This window comes from Duganella aquatilis, assembly GCF_009674565.1.
Classification (GTDB): domain Bacteria; phylum Pseudomonadota; class Gammaproteobacteria; order Burkholderiales; family Burkholderiaceae_D; genus Rugamonas; species Rugamonas aquatilis.
In genome coordinates this window covers 930,932-948,475 of sequence record NZ_WKJL01000001.1, presented here as the reverse complement: position 1 = coordinate 948,475, position 17,544 = coordinate 930,932, and the positions used below count along the sequence as shown (strand labels likewise).

The following is a 17,544-nucleotide window of genomic DNA, read 5'->3' as shown; positions in this document are numbered from 1 at the left end:
GAATGGTCATGGCCATGGCGCCGGCCAGCGCCACGCCCGCCACACCGGCGCCAGCGCCGGTCGGCGCCATGGCCATGACCATTCCCACGCCGCAGCCAACCACGCCATCGACCGGCGGCGGCCTGCTGCAAACCTCGCTGGCCCTGGTGTTCGTCATCGGCCTGATGCTGGGCCTGGCCTGGCTGACCAAGCGTTTCGCGCCGAACAAGTTCGGCGGCGGCAACAGCAACGTCAAACTGGTCGGCTCGCTCAGCGTCGGCACGCGCGAGCGCATCCTGGTGGTGGAAGTGGGCGAACAATGGATCGTGGTGGGCGCCTCGCCCGGCCGCATGAACGCGCTGGCCACCATGCCGCGCCAGGAAAGCAGCGAACCGTTGCCGACGGCCGCGCTGCCGACCGCCAACTTCGCCGACTGGTTCAAACAGACGATCGACAAACGCAATGGCAAATAAGCTGTCTCGCTACGCCCCGGCAGCCGCCCAGGCCCTGCTGAGCCTGGCCGTGCTGGCGCTGCCGCTGGCGGCCGGCGCCGAATCGAGCATCGGCATACCCGCACTGACCAGCACCCCTGCGGCAGGCGGCGGCACCAATTACACGCTGCCGATCCAGACCATGCTGCTGATGACGGCGCTGACCTTCATCCCGGCCGCGCTGCTGCTGATGACCAGCTTCACCCGCATCATCATCGTGCTGTCGCTGCTGCGCCAGGCGCTGGGCACGCAGTCGGCGCCGCCCAACCAGGTGATGGTCGGCCTGGCGCTGTTCCTGACCCTGTTCGTCATGGGCCCGACCTTCGACAAGATCTACAACGAGGCTTACCTGCCGCTGCAGGAAAACAAGCTCAATATGAGCCAGGCGCTCGACAAGGGCGCCGCCCCATTAAAAACTTTCATGCTCAAGCAAACCCGCGAGGCCGATCTGGCGCTGTTCGTCAAGCTGTCGCGCGGCCCTGCCCTGCAGGGGCCGGAAGACGTGCCGCTGCGCATCCTGGTGCCGGCCTTCGTCACCAGCGAGCTGAAAACCGCGTTCCAGATCGGCTTTGCCATCTTTATTCCATTTCTGATTATCGACATGGTGGTCGCCTCTGTACTTATGTCGATGGGCATGATGATGATGTCGCCGGCGGTGATTTCGCTGCCGTTCAAGCTGATGCTGTTTGTGCTGGTGGATGGCTGGCAATTGCTGCTTGGCTCGCTGGCCCAGAGTTTTTACTAGGAGCCGCGATGACGCCCGAAAGCGTAATGACCATTGGCAAACATGCCATGGAAGTCACTTTGATGATCGCCGCGCCGCTGCTGCTGGTGGCGCTGGCCATCGGCCTGGTGGTCAGCATCTTCCAGGCCGCCACCCAGATCAACGAGCAGACCCTGTCCTTCATCCCCAAGCTGGTCGGCGTGTTTGTGGCGCTGGTGGTGGCCGGACCGTGGATGCTGTCCGTCATGCTCGACTACATGCGCGAAGTATTCGGCGGCATTCCCATGATGGTGGGCTAGCATGCTTACCAATTTGTAACAGTTTTCTTTTTACCAAAAAGTTCGTCTACAATACAAAAAGATGCCGGACGGAAATGTAACAAACCCTTATGCTGACCGTCTCTTCTGCCGATATTAATATGTGGATCGCCGGCCTGCTGTGGCCGCTGACCCGCATCCTGGCCCTGATCGCCGCTTCGCCGCTGTTTGGCAATAGCGCGGTGCCGGCCACCGTCAAGATCAGCCTGGGGGTGATGCTGGCCGCCATCGTGGCGCCGGCCGTGCCGGCCTGGCCGGCCACCGATCCGATGTCGTGGGCGGGCCTGTTGATTGTCATGCAGGAAATGTTGATCGGTCTGGCGATGGGCTTCAGCATCCGCATTATTTTTGCGGCGGTGGAAATGGCGGGGGAGATTTCCAGTTCGACCATGGGCCTGGGCTTCGCATCCTTTTTCGATCCGAACACCCAGGGCCGCTCGTCGGCCATCAGCCAGTTCCTGTCGCTGCTGGCGACCATGGCCTTCCTGGCGGTGAACGCCCACCTGGTGCTGCTGTCGGCGCTGGTGGAGAGTTTCTCCACGCTGCCGGTGTCGGCGCTGCCGGTGTACGGCGGCGGTTTCAAACAGCTGGCCGACTGGGGCGGCAAGATTTTCAGCGTCGGGGTGCAGCTGTCGCTGCCCATCGTCGCGGCTTTACTGATTACCAACGTTGCGCTGGGAATTCTGACCCGCGCCGCGCCGCAACTGAATTTATTTGGCATCGGGTTCCCGATTACGCTGGGCGTCGGCTTGCTGGTGATTGCCATGACGCTGCCGTACCTGGGCATGCCGATGCAGAACCTGTTTTTGGATGGCATAGAGCGCGTGCGCTTGATGCCTCGGACCTGGTCCCAGCGACCGGAAGTAGCAAAACCGGCAAAGTTGCCGGTTCGGCCTCCCGAGCTTCAACGCCTGACGGAATGACGCCATCCAGTTGATTATTGGTTTCCATGAGGCAATTTAGCGAGTATCATGGAGGCTCTCCGGGAGACCTGCAATGACGATTATCGCCAACCTGAATTCTGACCAGATCGCGGCCATTGGGACCGCGCAGATTGCTGCATTGGTCAGTGAAGACATGCGGGCCCTGACCTCCGACCAGCTGAGCTGGTTCAGCACCGACCAGGTGCGCGCGCTGACCACCCTCAGCATCACCCAGCTGACCGCGACCGGCCTGAGCGGCCTGACCACCGACGGCATCCAGGCGCTGCGCACCAGCCAGCTGGCCGCGATCCCGACCGCCCTGCTGTCCGGCCTGACCGGCGACCAGCTGGTCGCGCTGACCACCCAGGACATGCTGGCCCTGACCACCAGCCAGATCGGCGCCCTGTCGGGCGGCCAGTTCGCCGCGCTGGAAACCGACGACTTGCGCGTGCTGCGCACCCAGCAAATCGCCGCCGTCAATGCCAACCAGCTGCCCAACCTGAGCGTCGACCAGTTCTCCGCCCTCAGCACGGCCCAGCTGCGCGCTTTCAGCACCAGCGCCGTCACGGGGCTGACCGCCGACCAGTTGTTGTCGCTCAGTTCGCAAGCGCTGCAGGCCTTGCGCACCGACCAGATCAACTCCCTCAGCGCCGCCCAGCTGAGCGCCCTGAGCACCGACCAGATCGCCCAGCTGAGCACGCTGCAAGTCAGCACCCTGGCCACCGCCTCGCTGGCCGCGCTGTCGGCCGACCAGATCGCCGCCATCGAGACGCGCGACCTGGTCTGGCTGTCCAGCCAGCAGATCCGCACGCTGGCCGACTGGCAGCTGGGCGCCCTCAGCACCGACCAGGCGCATGCGCTGCGCACCAATGAAATCGCCGCCCTGCTGGCCGAACAGATCAGCCTGCTGAGCACCGCCCAGCTCAACGCGCTGACCTCGCTGGCGCCGCTGAACTCGGCCCAGATCGGCGGCCTGACGCTGGACCAGATCGCCGCGCTGACCACCAAGACCGTCGCCGCCCTCAGCAGCAACCAGCTGGCCGCGCTGAGCCCGGACCAGATCCTCACCCTCAGCACCGACCAGATCGTGGCGCTGAGCAGCGCCCAGGTGGCCACGCTCAGCACCGCCATGGTGAGCCAGCTGAGCGTCCAACAGCTGGCGGCGCTGGAAACCCGCGACGTGCCGGCCCTGACCAGCGGCCAGCTGCAAGCGCTGAGCTACGAGCAGTTGCAGGGCATGAGCACCGACCAGTTCGCGGCGCTGCCGAGCAACATGCTGTCGAGCCTGCGTCCCGACCAGATCAGCGTGCTCAGCACCGAACAGCTCGCCGCGCTGAAAAACCTGCTGCTGCTGACCACGGCGCAATTCGCCGCCCTCACCATCGACCAGCTGACCACGCTGGAAAGCCGCGACCTGGTGGCGCTCACCAGCGCCCAGCTGGGCGCGCTGACGCCGGACCAGATCGCCGCCCTGACCACCGAGCAGGTGGTGATGCTGACCTCGGCCCAGGTGGGCGCCCTGAGCACCGCCGTCATCAGCCAGTTCAGCACCAGCCAGATCGCCGCCATCGAAACGCGCGACATCCGCGCGCTGAACACGGCGCAGATCCGCGCCCTCAACAACGACCAGCTGGTGGCGCTGACCACCGACCAGATCTACGCCATGACCACCGACGACGCCCAGGCCCTGCGCCCGGACCAGCTGGCGGCCATGACCACCGAGCAGATCGTCGCCATCAAGACCCTGATGCCGCTGACCACCGCGCAGATCGCCGCCCTCACCACCGAACAGGTGAGCACGCTGGAGACCAAGACCATCGCCAGCCTCAGCAGCGCCCAGCTGGCCGCGCTGGGCCTGGAACAGGTGCAGGCGCTGACCTCGGACCAGCTGGTGGCGCTGTCCACCACGCAGATGACGACGCTGGGCACCGCCCTGCTGAGCGAACTGACCGCCACCCAATTGCAGGCGCTGGAAACCCGCGACGTCGCCATGCTGGGTTCGGGCCAGGTGCGCGTGCTGTCGGCCGACCAGTTGCTGGCGCTCACCACCGACCAGGTCGCCGCGCTCAACAGCGACGCCGAACGGGCCTTGACGCCCGAGCAGATCGCCGCCCTCAGCACCGAACAGATCATGGCGCTGAAATCGCTGGTGCCGCTGACCACCGCGCAAATCCAGGCGCTCACCACCGACCAGGTGATGTCGCTGGAAAGCCGCGACGTGGTGGCGCTGACCAGCACCCAGCTGGCCGCGCTGACCGCCGACCAGATCCACGTGCTGACCAGCGACCAGATCATCGAGCTGACCGCCGCCCAGTACGCCGACATGAGCACCGCCATGCTCAACCAGCTGACCGCCGACCAGCTGGTGCTGATTGAAACGCGCGACATCGCCGCGCTGCGCACCGCCCAGGTGGCGCGGCTGTCGACCGACCAGCTGTCGCTGCTGACCACCGACCAGTTCACCGCGCTCAGCAGTGCAGCGGTGGGCGCCCTCGGCACCGACCAGATCCAGGTGCTGACCAACGAGCAACTGAACGCCATGAGCACCCTGGCCGGCATTTCGAGCCGCCAGCTGGCGGCCTTCACCACCGCCCAGATCAGCGCGCTGTCGACGCGCAACCTGGCCTCGCTGGCCAGCAGCCAGCTGGGCGTGCTGACCTCCGACCAGGTACAGTCGCTGACGCCGGACCAGATCGTGGCCCTGAGCGGCGGCCAGTTCCGCGGCCTGAGCTCGGTCGGCATCGCCGCCCTCACCACCGACCAGATCCAGGCCATCGAAACGCGCGACATCGCCGTGTTCGACACGCAGCAGATCAACAAGCTGACCACCGCCCAGGTCGCCGCGCTGCTGACCGAGCAGGTGGCGGCGCTCAGCACCGCCGAAACCGTCGCCCTCACCAGCGACCAGATCGCCGTGCTGAGCAACGAGCAGCTCGACGCCCTGCGCAACCTCAGCGTGCTGACCACGCTGCAGATCCACGCGCTCACCACCGACCAGCTGGCCGCCCTCAACGACGCCGACCTGGTCACGCTGACCAGCCGCCAGATCGCCGCCCTTGGCAGCGACCAGCTGGCGGCGCTGGCGCCCAGCCAGATCACGGCGCTGACCGGCGACCAGATCGCCGCGCTGAACACCGCCGCCATCAGCGTGCTCAGCACCGAGGCCATCGTCGCCATCGAAACCCGCGACATCGGCTCCCTGCGCACCGCCCAGATCGCCCATCTGACCACCGACCAGATCATGGCCATGACCGGCGACCAGCTGGCCGCCTTCACCACCGCCGACGTGCGAGCGCTGACGACGCTGCAGATCAGCGTACTCACCAGCGAGCAACTGACCGCGCTGCAGCTGCTGCCGCTGGCCACCAAACAAATCATCGCGCTGACCAGCGACCAGATCGCCCAGATGAGCAGCAGCGACTTCGCCCGGCTGCAGACCAGCCAGCTGGCCGCGCTGTCGGCCGTCCAGGCCGGCGCCATCACCAGCGACCAGATGGTGGCGCTCAACACCAACCAGTTGCGCGCGCTGAGCACCAGCACGCTGGCGGCGCTGGGCACCGACCGCATCGCCGCCCTCAGCAACGGCGACCTGGCGGCGCTGACCACGCGCCAGATCGCCGTGCTGACCACCGACCAGCTGCTAGGCGTCAGCAGCAAACTGAACGCCCTGACCACCCAGGAAATCGCCGCCCTGACGGCGCTGCAGCTGGGCGCGCTGAACGATGCCCAGCTCGACGCGCTGCAAACCCTGAGCGCGCTGAGCACGCGCCAGCTGCAGGCGCTGCACACCGATCAGGTGGCGCACCTGAACCTGGCCGACCTGCGCTCGCTGAAAACCAGCCAGATTGCGGCGCTCAACGCCGACCAGGTGGCGGCGCTCGGCAGCAGTCAGCTGGTCGGCATGTACAGCGAACAGCTGCGCGCGCTCAACACGGTGGCGATCCAGGCCATCGGCACCGAGCAGCTCAATGCGCTGACCGCCAGCGCCATCGCCAGCCTCAACACGCGCCAGGTCGCCGCGCTGACCACCGACCAGGTGATGTCGCTGAGCACGCGCCTGATCGCCGCCCTGACCACCCAGGAAGTGGCGGCGCTGACGCCGTCGCAGAAATCCGTGCTCAGCAGCGAACAGATCGCCGCCCTGCCGTCCCTGGCCAGCTTCTCGACGGCGGCCATTGCCGCCCTCACCACCGACCAGATCGCCGCGCTGCCGCTGGCGACGCTGGCCAGCCTGACCACCAGGCAGATCGCCGCCCTCACCACCGATCAGACCGCCGCGCTGACCAGCGCGGAAATCGTCACCCTGAGCACGGCCCAGGTGCGCGCGCTGAGCGCGCCGCAGCTGGCCGCGCTGAGCTCCGACCAGTTGCAGGCGATGGAAGTGGTCGACCTGCAGGCGTTGTCGACCAAGCAGATCGCCGGCCTCGGCACCGACCAGGTCAGCCACTTGCTGCTGAGCCAGATCGCCGGCCTGCGCACGCAGGCCATCGCCGCGCTGAGCACGGCGCAAATCCACGCCCTCAGCAGCGCCCAGATGGCGGCGCTGAGCACGCTGGCGGCGCTGACCAGCAAACAGATCGGCGCGCTGACCACCGAGCAGGTCGCCAGCCTGAGCAGCATCGCCACGCTGAAGACCAACCAGATCGCCGGCCTCACCAGCGCCCAGATCGGCGCCCTGACCGACAGCCAGATCGTCGCCCTGACCACCGCCCAGGTGCGCAGCCTGACCGCCGGCGCGCTGGCCGCCTTGTCCACCGAGCAGGTGGCGGCGATTGAAGTGGTCGACATCGGCGCCTTGTCGAGCAAGCAGATCACCGCCTTCAGCAGCGACCAGCTGGGCGCGCTGAGCGCGTCCCAGTTCGCGGCGCTGCGCACCGCCATCCTGGCCAGCCTGACCACCCGCCAGGTGGCCGGCCTGTCGCTGGCCCAGCTCGACAGTCTGACCTCGCTGGCGCCGCTGACCACCAACCAGGTGCGTGCGCTGACCACGGCGCAGATCGAGAGCCTGCTGCTGCCGCAGATCGCCACCCTCAGCACGCGCCAGCTGCAAGCCCTCAACAGCGACCAGATGCATACCCTCAGCGCCGACCAGATCGTGGCGCTGACCACCGCCCAGATCCGCGGCCTGGGCGCCACGCTGGCGCTGCTGACCCCGGACCAGATCGCCGAGATCGAGCTGGCCGACATCGCCGCGCTGTCCACCGCGCAGGTGGCGGCGCTCGGCACCGCCCAGGTGGCGGCGCTGACGCTGGACCAGCTGTCGGCCTTCACTTCGCAGGAAATCGGCGCCATGACGGCGGCCCAGCTGGGCGCGCTGGACACGCTGCAGTTTGCCGCCCTCGGCAGCCTGGGCGGCCTCGGCACCAAGCAGATCGCCGGCATGTCGTCCGACCAGATCATCGCCCTGACGCCGGACCAGGTGGCGCACCTGAGCACCGCCCAGCTGTCCGCCTTCAGCAGCGCCCAGATCCAGTTCCTGACCGCCACCCAGATCCCGGCGCTGACCACGGCCCAGATCCGCGCGCTGTCCAACCTGGCGATTGCCGCGCTGTCGGCCGACCAGCTGGCGGTGCTGGAGGACGCCGACCTGCGCGCCCTCAGCTCGCGCCAGATCGCCGCCCTCAGCAGCACCCAGTTGGCGGCGCTGACGCTGGCCCAGTACGGCGTGCTGACCACCCAGGAAATCGCCAGCCTGACCACGCGCCAGATCAGCGGCCTGGACAGCACACAACTGGCCGCGCTCAGCAGCCTGACCGCGCTCACCTCCAACCAGGTGCGCGCCCTCAGCGTCGACCAGCTCGGCGGCCTGTCGGTCGCCGCCCTGACCTCGCTCAAGACCAGCCAGCTGGCGGCGCTGACCAGCGCCCAGGTGGACGGCCTGAGCGTGCCGCAGCTGGTCGCCCTGAGCACCGCCCAGGTGCGCTCGCTGTCCACCGGCCTGATCTCGCACCTGAGCGATGCGCAGCTGACGGCGATCGAAACCGAAGACTTCGCCGCGCTGAGCTCGTCCCAGCTGCGCGCGCTGACGCTGGACCAGATGGCGGTGCTGCTGACCGAGCAGCTGCATGCGCTGAGCAGCGCCAGCATCAACGCCTTCAGCCAGGCCCAGATCGGCGCCCTCAACGCGGCCCAGCTGGCCGCGCTGGGCAACCTGGCCGACTACACCACGACCCAGATCGCCGGCCTGTCCACCGAGCGCATCCAGTCGCTGACGGCGGACGACATCGCCCTGCTCAACACGCGCCAGATCGGCGCCCTGACCTCGCTGCAGACCTCGGTGCTGGTCGCCGAACAACTGGCCGCCCTGAGCGGCGCCCAGGTGGGCGCGCTCAGCATCAAGGCGCTGGCCGGCCTGACGGCGGACCAGTTGCCGGAAATCGACGCCGAAGACTTCGCCTTCTTCAAGTCGGCCCAGGTGGCCGCGCTCAACACCGAGCAGCTGGGAGCGCTGGACGCCGCCCATATGGCCGCGCTGAGCACCCAGGGCGTCACCGGCCTGAAGGCCAATCAGCTGGCGGTGCTGAGCGCCGACCAGCTGAACGCGCTGGCCATCACCGGCCTGACCACGGCGCAGATCCGCGCCCTGAGCAGCGAGCAGATCGGCGAGCTGTCGGTCGACCAGATCGCCGCGCTGAAACTCACCCAGATCGCCGCCCTGAGCAACACCCAGGTCGGCGGCCTGACGACCGATCAGATCGTCGCGCTGGAAACCGGCGACCTGCTGGCCATGAACACCCGCACGCTGCAGGCGCTGACCGTCGAACAGGTCGCCGCCATCGAAGGGGCCGATCTGGCCGCGCTGAAATCGGCCCAGATCGGCGCGCTCACGTCCGCCCAGTTCGGCGCGCTGACCACTGATCAGATGAGTTTCCTCAGCACCGCCGCCATGGCCGGCCTGACCGTGGCCCAGGTGCACACGCTGAGCTCCGACCAGATCGTCGCCCTGACCAGCGGCCAGCTGCGCGCGCTCAGCACCAAGGCCATCGCCGCGCTCGACGCCACCCAGTTCGGCGCCATCGAGGCGGTCGACATCAGCGGCCTGACCACCGCGCAAATCGTCGCGCTGGGCACGGCCGATATCCAGATCATCAGCAACGACCAACTGCTGGGCCTGACCTCGACCCAGGTGCGCGCGCTGACCACCGGCCAGGTGGCCGCACTCAGTTCGGAACAGCTGGCGATCCTGCCGCTTGGCTGGCTCAGCACCCGCCAGCTGCCGGCGCTCAGCACCGACAATCTCAGCCTGTTCGACGACTCCCAGCTGGAGGCGCTGAGCACGGCCCAGATCGCCGCGCTGTCGACCAAGCAGGTCGCTACCCTGACGCTGCACCAGATCCAGGCGCTGAGCGTGGCGCAATGGCGCGCCATGAGCACCGCCGCCATCCGTTCCCTCAGCACCGAACAGCTGGCCTCGATGGAGCAGGAAGACCTGGCCGGCCTCAAGACCAGCCAGTTCGCCGCCCTCAGCACCGCCCAGATCAGCCAGCTGAGCGTGGACCAGATGGGCCAGCTCAGCACCGCCGAAATCGCGGCCATGACGACGCCGCAGATCAAGGTGCTGAGCACCGACCAGCTGGCAGCGCTGAGTTCGCTCAATCCGCTGACCACCGCCCAGTTCAGCGGGCTGACCAGCGACCAGCTGCTGTCGCTGGACGCCACCCATATCGCCTCGCTGAAAACCAACCAGATCGCCTCGCTGACCAAGAACCAGCTGCAGATCCTCAGCACCGAGCAGATCATCGCGCTGACCACCGCGCAGGCGCGCGCGCTGGCGCTGACCGCGCTGGGCGGCCTGACCACCGACCAGATGCTGTCGATGGAAGGGGAAGACCTGGCGGCCCTCAGCAGCGCGCAACTGGCCACGCTGAACACCGCGCAAGTGACCGCGCTGACCGCCGACCAGCTGTCCAACCTGAAATCGGCGCAGCTGGCCGGCCTGACCGCCGCCGACCTCAAGGTGCTCGGCACCGACCAGCTGAACGCGCTGGTGACGCTGGGCACGCTGAACGACAGCCAGGTCGGCGCGCTGACCACCGACCAGCTCGGTGCGCTGGACGACGACAGCTTCCAGTCGCTGCGCTCGTCGCAGATGGCGGCGCTGAAGGCGGCCCAGGTGGCGGCGCTGGCGACCAACCAGCTGGTCAACCTGACCACCGCGCAGATCAGCGGCCTGACGCTGACTGCGCTGACCACCGACCAGTTCCCGCTGCTGAGCCTGACGGCGATCGGCGGCCTGACCTCGGCCCAGATCACCACGCTGAAAACCACGCAGTTGAGCGTGCTGACGCCAGCCCAGCTGAGCGCGCTGTCGACGCGCGCCCTGTCGGCGCTGTCGGCGACCCAGATCAAGGGCCTGACCACCGAACAGCTGAGCGGCATGAGCACGCTGGCCGGCTTCACCACCACGCAGATTCCCGGCCTGACCTCGGACCAGGTGGCGGCGCTGTCCGACACCCTGTTCGACACGCTGAGCACGCGCCAGCTGGCGGCCCTGGTCACGGCCCAGATCGCCGGCATGACCACCGACCAGATGGCCACGCTGAACACCGCCGACATCGGCGCGCTGTCGGTGGTGGCGCTGAACGCCCTCAACTCCGACCAGGTGACGGCGCTGGACGCCACCGACATGGGGGCGCTGAAGACATCGCAACTGGTGGGCCTGAAGGCGGCCACGGTGCAGCTGTTCAGCGCCGACCAGTTCAAGGCGCTCACCACCGGTCAGCTGAAGTCGCTGATCAGCACCCAGCTGAAAGCCATCAGCACCGAGCAGCTGGCAGCGCTGAGCATGGCGCAAGCCACGGCGCTGCTGGCCAATCCGCAGAAGGGCTCGCTGTCGACCGAGCAGCTGGCGGCGCTGACCGCCAGCCCGCTGGTGCTCGACCTCGACGGCCTGGGCATCAACACGCTGAACATCAACGCCGGCGTCATGTTCGACATCCGCGCCGACGGCAGCAAGGTCAACACCGGCTGGGTCGGTTCCGGCGACGGCTTGCTGGCCCTGGACCGCAACGGCGACGGCGTCATCAACGACGGCAGCGAGCTGTTCGGCACTGCCACCAGCAGCGCCGGCGGCGGCAAGTCCGGCAACGGCTTTGCCGCGCTGGCCGACATCGACAGCAACCACGACGGCGTGATCGACAGCCAGGACGCGCAGTTCGGCGACCTGCGCGTATGGGTCGACGCCAATGCGGACGGCGTCAGCCAGGCCGACGAACTGAAGACGCTGGCGTCGCTGCACATCGCCAGCCTGACGGTGGCGGCGCAGGGCGTGAAGAACTTCGACAACGGCAACTGGATCGGCCTTCAGTCAAGCTACACCAGCACCGACGGCAGCACGCACGAGATGTCGGACGTCTGGTTCCAGGCTGGCCGCGCCAGCGATGTCGGCGCACTGACCTCGGCCATCAGCAGCTACGGCCAGCAGACCGCCGCTCCGGCAGTTGCCACGACCAGGCTGGACACCACGCCGGCCAGCGGCCTGAACACCAGCGTGGCGGCGCTGGCCGCGCAGCTACAGCACTACCATGCGGCCACCGCCCTCAGCGGCACGGCCACGGCGCAGCACGACGACTGGCTGCGCAAGCAGGCCAGCGCCAGCCACGCCATCCTGGCGGCGAAGTAAGACCGCTGCGCCGCCCCGGCGGCGCAGCCGGTGCACCAATGCAAAACGGCCAGCTGAACAGCTGGCCGTTTTTTTATGCGCGCAGACGCGAACTTAGCTGATGTAATTGAACAGCGACAGGCCGGACATGGTGGTGAACGATTTCTGCGCCGCCGTCAGCGTGGTCTGCTGCTGGGTGAACAGCGAAATGGCGGCGGTATAGTCGACGTCCTGCAGCGTCGACAGCGTGGTCGCATATTGCAGGCCGGCGTCGTCGCCCGAGCTGTCGAGGTAATCGAGCTCCTTCAGGCGCGAACCGACCGCCGAATTGACCGCCGACACATTGGCGGCGGCGTTGTCGATATTCACCTGCAACTGGTTCAGCATATTGTTCAGGCTGGCCTGGCCGGCGGCGCCGGAACCGGGCTGGCGCAGCTGGTCGATGAAGCTCTGCACCGTGGTGAACACCGACTGGTTGGTCGACGGCGCCACGCCGAAGCTGTCGCCATCGGCCGGATCGCCCTGGATGTCGAACTGCACGCCGTCGAAGGTGATGTTCTGGCCGCTGACATAGGCTTGCGGCTCGGCCGGAATCGGCGCCGGCGGCACCGGATTGCCGGTGGTCATGTCGGTCACCGTGTAGGTGGTCTGCTTCGGTACCCCCGGCGTGGCCGGCACCACCTGGAAATTGATCTGGTACTGGTGGCCGGTCAGCTGGGTGGCGTCCTTGACCGAGCCGGCGCTGATGATGCCGCTGCCGCCACGGCCGAGATTGCCGGAGTCCGGCGTGGTCACGAAAGTGCCGTTGCCGGTGCGGTTGGCTTCGAACACGGACGCGCCGGAATCGGTGATCGGCACGGTGCGGGTGGTGCCCACCTGCAGCGAGCGCTGGCCCTGGTCGCCCTGATAGTCGGCGCCGGTGGCGGTCTTGGTGAACGGCTGGGTGGTCGACTTGTAGCCGGAGAACACATAGCCGCCGACGCCGTCGGCGGTGTTGGCCACGCCCATCAGGTCGGCCAGGCGCGCCTCCAGCTCGATCGCCACCGACTGGCGGTCGGCGTCGGTGTACGAGCCGTTGCCGGACTTCACCGCCAGATCCTTGATGTCCTGCAGAATCGACGTGGTGCTGGCCAGCGCCGTGGTCTCGATCGACAGCACGCCCTTGGCGTTGGAGCGGTTGGTCGCCAGCTGCGTGTTGAGCGACTGCGACTGCGTCACTTCCAGCGCGCGCGCGGTGGCGATCGGATCGTCGGCCGCGGTCAGGTTCTTGCGGCCGGTCGACAGCTGCTGCTGCGTGCGCGACATCGCCGTGCTGAGCGACGTGATCTGCATGGAGCCGTTGTCGAAAATCGTTCTGGTGCTGATGCGCATAACCATAGAGCTACCCTATCCCTTAACTGCCGATGCTGAGCAATGTATCAAATAACTGGCTGGCCACCTGCATGACCTTGCCGCTGGCCTGGTACGCCTGCTGATAGCGCAGCAGGTTGGCCGCTTCCTCGTCCAGATTGACGCCGGACACGCTTTGCTGGGCGTCGGTGGCCTGCTTGACCGAGGCGTCGGCGGCGGTGCTGCTGATCTGCGCCTCGCGCGCCTTGGTGCCGACAAAGTTGACCATCTGCGCGTAGCTGGTCTGGAAGGTGGCGGTGCCGTTGTTCATCACGTTCTTGGTCTGCAGGCCGGCCAGCAAGGCGCCGTTGCGGCTGTCGCCGACGCCGCTGGTGTTGGGGCCGATGGTGAACGTGTCCTGGTCGGCTGGCGTGCCGCTGATGGCGAAGTTGACGCCGCCGAAGCTGATGTTGGCGCCGTCGGTGTACGGCACCGGCGTGCCGGCCGGATATACCGTCGGCGCGCCGTTGACGGTAACCGTCACGTCCTGGCCGGCCGGGAAGCCGGACAGCGTGCCGCTGGCCTTGTCGAAGGTCAGCGTCGAGGTCGACGTGATCTGGTTGCCCGGCGTCAGGTAGTTGGCGTCGACGGTGCCGGCCGTGATCTTGCCATTGCCGGCGTTGGCGGTCGGCGCCGCGGTCGAGATCGGCGCCGCCAGCGCGATCTTGGTGGTGTCGGTGATCGCCACCGACAGGCTGCTGGCGGCGTTGTAGGTCGGCCGCACCAGGAAGTTGTCCTTGGTGGCCGGCGTGCCGCTGATGCTGTAGGCGACGCCGTCGATCACCTGCGGCGTGGTCTGCGGGAACGGATTGATCTGCGTGACCTTGCCGTCGCTCTTGCGGGTGACGTTGAAATTGGTGCCGTCGAAGTCGACGCTATAATCGCTGGCGGTCAGCGCGCTGGCGTCGGTCACGGTCGCGGTCACCGACGCGGTGCTGGCCGGCGAGTTGTGCGAGTTGGTGCCGACATAGGCCTGGATCGGATTGAAGAAATTGGTGCCGAGGTCGCCGTTCTGGTCCTGCCCCAGCACGTGCTGGGCGTTGAAGGCGGTGGCCAGGCTGGCCGCCACCTGGCCCAGCGCGTTTTGCGCCTTGTCCATGGCGCCGTCGCGGAATTCCATCAGGCCGCCCAGCTGGCCGCCGGTAAACACCGAATCCGGCAGCTCGCTGAAGGCGGTGCCGTTGGTGCTCTGGTAGCCGATGGTCACGCGGCTGACGTCGGTGGGCGAGGTCGAGGTGGCAAGCTGGAACGGCTTGTTGCCCACCACCAGCGGCTGCCCCGTGCCGAACTGGACGTTGAGCATATTGTTGTCGCCCGGCGTGACCGTGACCTTGACCAGCTTGTTGAGCTCGGTCAGCATCTGATCGCGCTTGTCCAGCAGGTCGTTCGGCGCCGCCTGGTCGGTGGTCAGGCCGGCGATGGTGTTGTTGATCGAAGCGATCTGCGTCGCGTAGGAATTGATTTCGTTGACGTTGGAGACGATGGTGGTGTTGACGCCGGACGAAATCTCGGTCAGGCGCGCGCTCATGGCCTGGAAGCGCGAGGCCAGCGACTGCGCGTTCGACAGCAGCGACTGGCGCGCGGCGGCCGAGGCCGGGCTGGCGGTGGCGTCCTGCACGCCGCTGAAAAAGTCCTGCAGGGCCGGCGACAGGCCGGCGGTCGGATCGGCCAGCAGGTTGTCGATCTGGCTGATCTGGCCGTTGTAGGCGTCCAGCGAGGCTTGGTTGGCCTCGGCGTTGCGCAGCGAGGTGGCCAGGAAATTGTCGTAATAGCGGCGCACAGCCTGGATCTCGGTGCCCGAGCCGACGTAGCCGAAGCCCTGGTACTGGGTGCCGGTATCGCCCTGGATGGCGACCTGGCGGTTGTAGCCGGGCGTGTTGGCGTTGGTGATGTTGTTGCCCGTGGTCGACAAGCCGACCTGGGCCGCCAACAAACCGCTTTTACCGATGCTGAGAAGACTGGACATGATATGTTTGCTCTATGTTATGAGTGGTAACGGCAAGCCGTGCCAAAACTTGATTAACCGGCCAGCGAGCGCTTGATGATGCTGGTCAGCTTGGTCGCGTAATTCGGATCGGTGGCGTAGCCAGCCTTCTGCAAACCCTGGGCAAAGCTGCTGGCGTCGCCCGCGCTGGCCAGCACTTTTTCATAGCGGGGGTTGCTAGCAAGTAATTTTGCGTAATCTTTAAAGCTGTCGGCATAGCTGTCGTAGGCGCGGAAGCGCTCGACCTTGGTCTGCGCCTTGCCGTTGACGTATTCGGTGGTGGTGGCCTCGACCACCTTGCCCTTCCAGTCGGCGGTGGCCTTGATGCCGAACAGGTTGTTGCTGTTGGTGCCGTCGCGGCCCTTGATCTCGCGCTTGCCCCAGCCCGATTCCAGCGCGGCCTGGCCCAGCATGAACTTGGCCGGGATGCCGGTGGCCTTGCTGGCCTCTTCCGCGTGCGCCGCCAGTTTTTCCTGGAAGCTGCGCACGTGCGGCGCCTGCGAACCCTTGCTGGTGCTGGCGGCGTCGGTGGCACTGCTCGTGGCGGCGGCCGCATTGCCGCCGGCGGCGGCGATGGCGCGCTGCAGCTTGGCGTCCATCAGGCTGGCGACACCGGCAAAGCTGCCGGCGTTGGCGCCATTGCTGCTGTCGGCCGCCTCGCCGCTGAGCGCCAGCGCCTGGGCGTCGGTCTGCTTGTTGAGCTGGCGCACCAGCATGTCGGCCAGGCCGATGCCCTTCTTGGCGATGTTCTGGCTGGTCTGCTGGTCCAGCATGGTCTGGAAGGTCTTGGTCTGCTGGCTGTCCGTCAGGCCGTCCTGCGGCGTCGCCTCGCGCATGCTCTTCATCATCATGTTGACGAACATCGCTTCGAACTGGGTGGCGGCGGTCTTCAGCGCGGCCGGGCTGCCGGCGCGGGCGGACTGCTTGAGGCTGCCCATATCCCGCACGTCCAGCGAAAACTTGCTGGTCAGGTCATTGGTGTTGGAAGTGGGGCTGGTCATGAGGGCACCTGCTTAAATGATTTCCAGTTCGGCGCGCAGCGATCCCGCGGCCTTCATCGCCTGCAGGATGGACAGCAGGTCCTGCGGCGTGGCGCCGATGGCGTTGAGCGCCTTGACCACGTCGGCCAGCGAGGCGCCGCCCTTGACCAGCATCACCTTGCCGGCATCTTGCTTGATGCCAACTTGCGGGTTCTGCGTGACCACGGTGCGGCCGCCCGACAGCGGGTTAGGCTGACTCACCTGGGTATCGGCGTTGACCGATACTGACAGATTGCCGTGGGAAATGGCGCACGTCTCCAGCGTCACCGCGCGGTTCATCACCACCGAACCGGTGCGGGCGTTCATGATCACCTTGGCCGGCTGCTCGGCCGGATTGACTTGCATGTCCTGCAGCGTGCCGATGAAGCTCACGCGCTGGTCGCTGCTGCTGGGCGCCTGCACCCGGATCACGCGGCTGTCGAGCGCGTAGGCGATGCCGGCGCCGTACTTGTCGTTGATCGCTTCCACCACGCGGCTGGCGGTGGCGAAGTCGGCGTTGTTGAGCTCCAGCTTGATCATATTGCCTTCGCCCAGATTGGTGGCGACCGCGCGCTCCACCGTTGCACCTCCGGAAATCTTGCCCACGCTCAGGTGGTTGACGGTCAGCGAGCTGCCGCCGCCGCCAGCGCCGGCCTGCACGCCGACGCCGCCGACCAGCACATTGCCCTGCGCCATGCCGTACACCTGGCCGTCCGCGCCCTTGAGCGGCGTCATCAGCAGCGTGCCGCCGCGCAGGCTCTTGGCGTTGCCCATCGACGACACGGTGATATCGAGCTGCTGGCCCGGCTGCGCAAACGGCGGCAGCGTCGCGGTCACCATCACGGCCGCGACGTTCTTCAGTTGCAGCTGGGTGCCGCCCTGCGGCAGGTTGACGCCCAGCTGCTGCAGCATCGACACCACGCTCTGCACGGTGAACGGCGTCTGCGTGGTCTGGTCGCCCGAGCCGTCGAGGCCGACCACCAGGCCATAGCCCAGCAACTGGTTGTTACGCACGCCGGCGATGGCGGCCAGGTCCTTGATGCGCTCGGCATGGCTGAACGGCGCCGACAGCGTCAGGCAGACCAGCAAGGCGGCTTTGAGGGAAGTTTTCATGATC

The 17,544-nt window shown here is 67.0% G+C and carries 9 protein-coding genes; 5 read left to right on the top strand and 4 right to left on the bottom strand.

Annotation, left to right across the window (positions count from 1 at the left end; all coding sequences use genetic code 11):
• The 5 genes from fliO to GJ698_RS04355 form a co-directional block, all read left to right on the top strand.
• Positions 1-452: flagellar biosynthetic protein FliO (gene fliO, locus GJ698_RS04375; protein WP_154356327.1), on the top strand; the 452-nt coding region annotated here is incomplete at its 5' end.
• Complete coding sequence (gene fliP / locus GJ698_RS04370) at positions 442-1,215, top strand: flagellar type III secretion system pore protein FliP (RefSeq protein WP_154356326.1); 774 nt, start codon at positions 442-444, stop codon at positions 1,213-1,215. The genes fliO and fliP, both read left to right, overlap by 11 nt.
• An 8-nt stretch (positions 1,216-1,223) precedes the next feature.
• Entirely contained in the window at positions 1,224-1,493 is a 270-nt protein-coding gene (gene fliQ / locus GJ698_RS04365) for a flagellar biosynthesis protein FliQ (protein WP_154356325.1), read from the top strand.
• Positions 1,494-1,582: 89 nt separating this feature from the next.
• Positions 1,583-2,434, top strand: a complete 852-nt coding sequence (gene fliR / locus GJ698_RS04360; protein WP_154356324.1) for a flagellar biosynthetic protein FliR — start codon at positions 1,583-1,585, stop codon at positions 2,432-2,434.
• Between the two features lie 73 nt (positions 2,435-2,507).
• Positions 2,508-12,056, top strand: a complete 9,549-nt coding sequence (locus GJ698_RS04355; RefSeq protein WP_229259817.1) for a beta strand repeat-containing protein — start codon at positions 2,508-2,510, stop codon at positions 12,054-12,056.
• Between the two features lie 93 nt (positions 12,057-12,149).
• Here GJ698_RS04355 and flgL read toward each other — a convergent pair whose 3' ends face one another.
• The 4 genes from flgL to GJ698_RS04335 are packed head-to-tail and all read right to left on the bottom strand — an operon-like array spanning position 12,150 to position 17,540.
• Entirely contained in the window at positions 12,150-13,412 is a 1,263-nt protein-coding gene (flgL, locus tag GJ698_RS04350) for a flagellar hook-associated protein FlgL (RefSeq protein WP_154356323.1), read from the bottom strand.
• A gap of 16 nt (positions 13,413-13,428) precedes the next feature.
• A complete protein-coding gene (flgK, locus tag GJ698_RS04345) occupies positions 13,429-15,390 on the bottom strand; it encodes a flagellar hook-associated protein FlgK (RefSeq protein WP_154356322.1) in 1,962 nt (653 codons plus the stop codon).
• Positions 15,391-15,443: 53 nt separating this feature from the next.
• A complete protein-coding gene (gene flgJ / locus GJ698_RS04340; RefSeq protein ID WP_154356321.1) occupies positions 15,444-16,409 on the bottom strand; it encodes a flagellar assembly peptidoglycan hydrolase FlgJ in 966 nt (321 codons plus the stop codon).
• Between the two features lie 12 nt (positions 16,410-16,421).
• Complete coding sequence (locus GJ698_RS04335; protein WP_154356320.1) at positions 16,422-17,540, bottom strand: flagellar basal body P-ring protein FlgI; 1,119 nt, start codon at positions 17,538-17,540, stop codon at positions 16,422-16,424.
• Between the last annotated feature and the right edge of the window lie 4 nt (positions 17,541-17,544).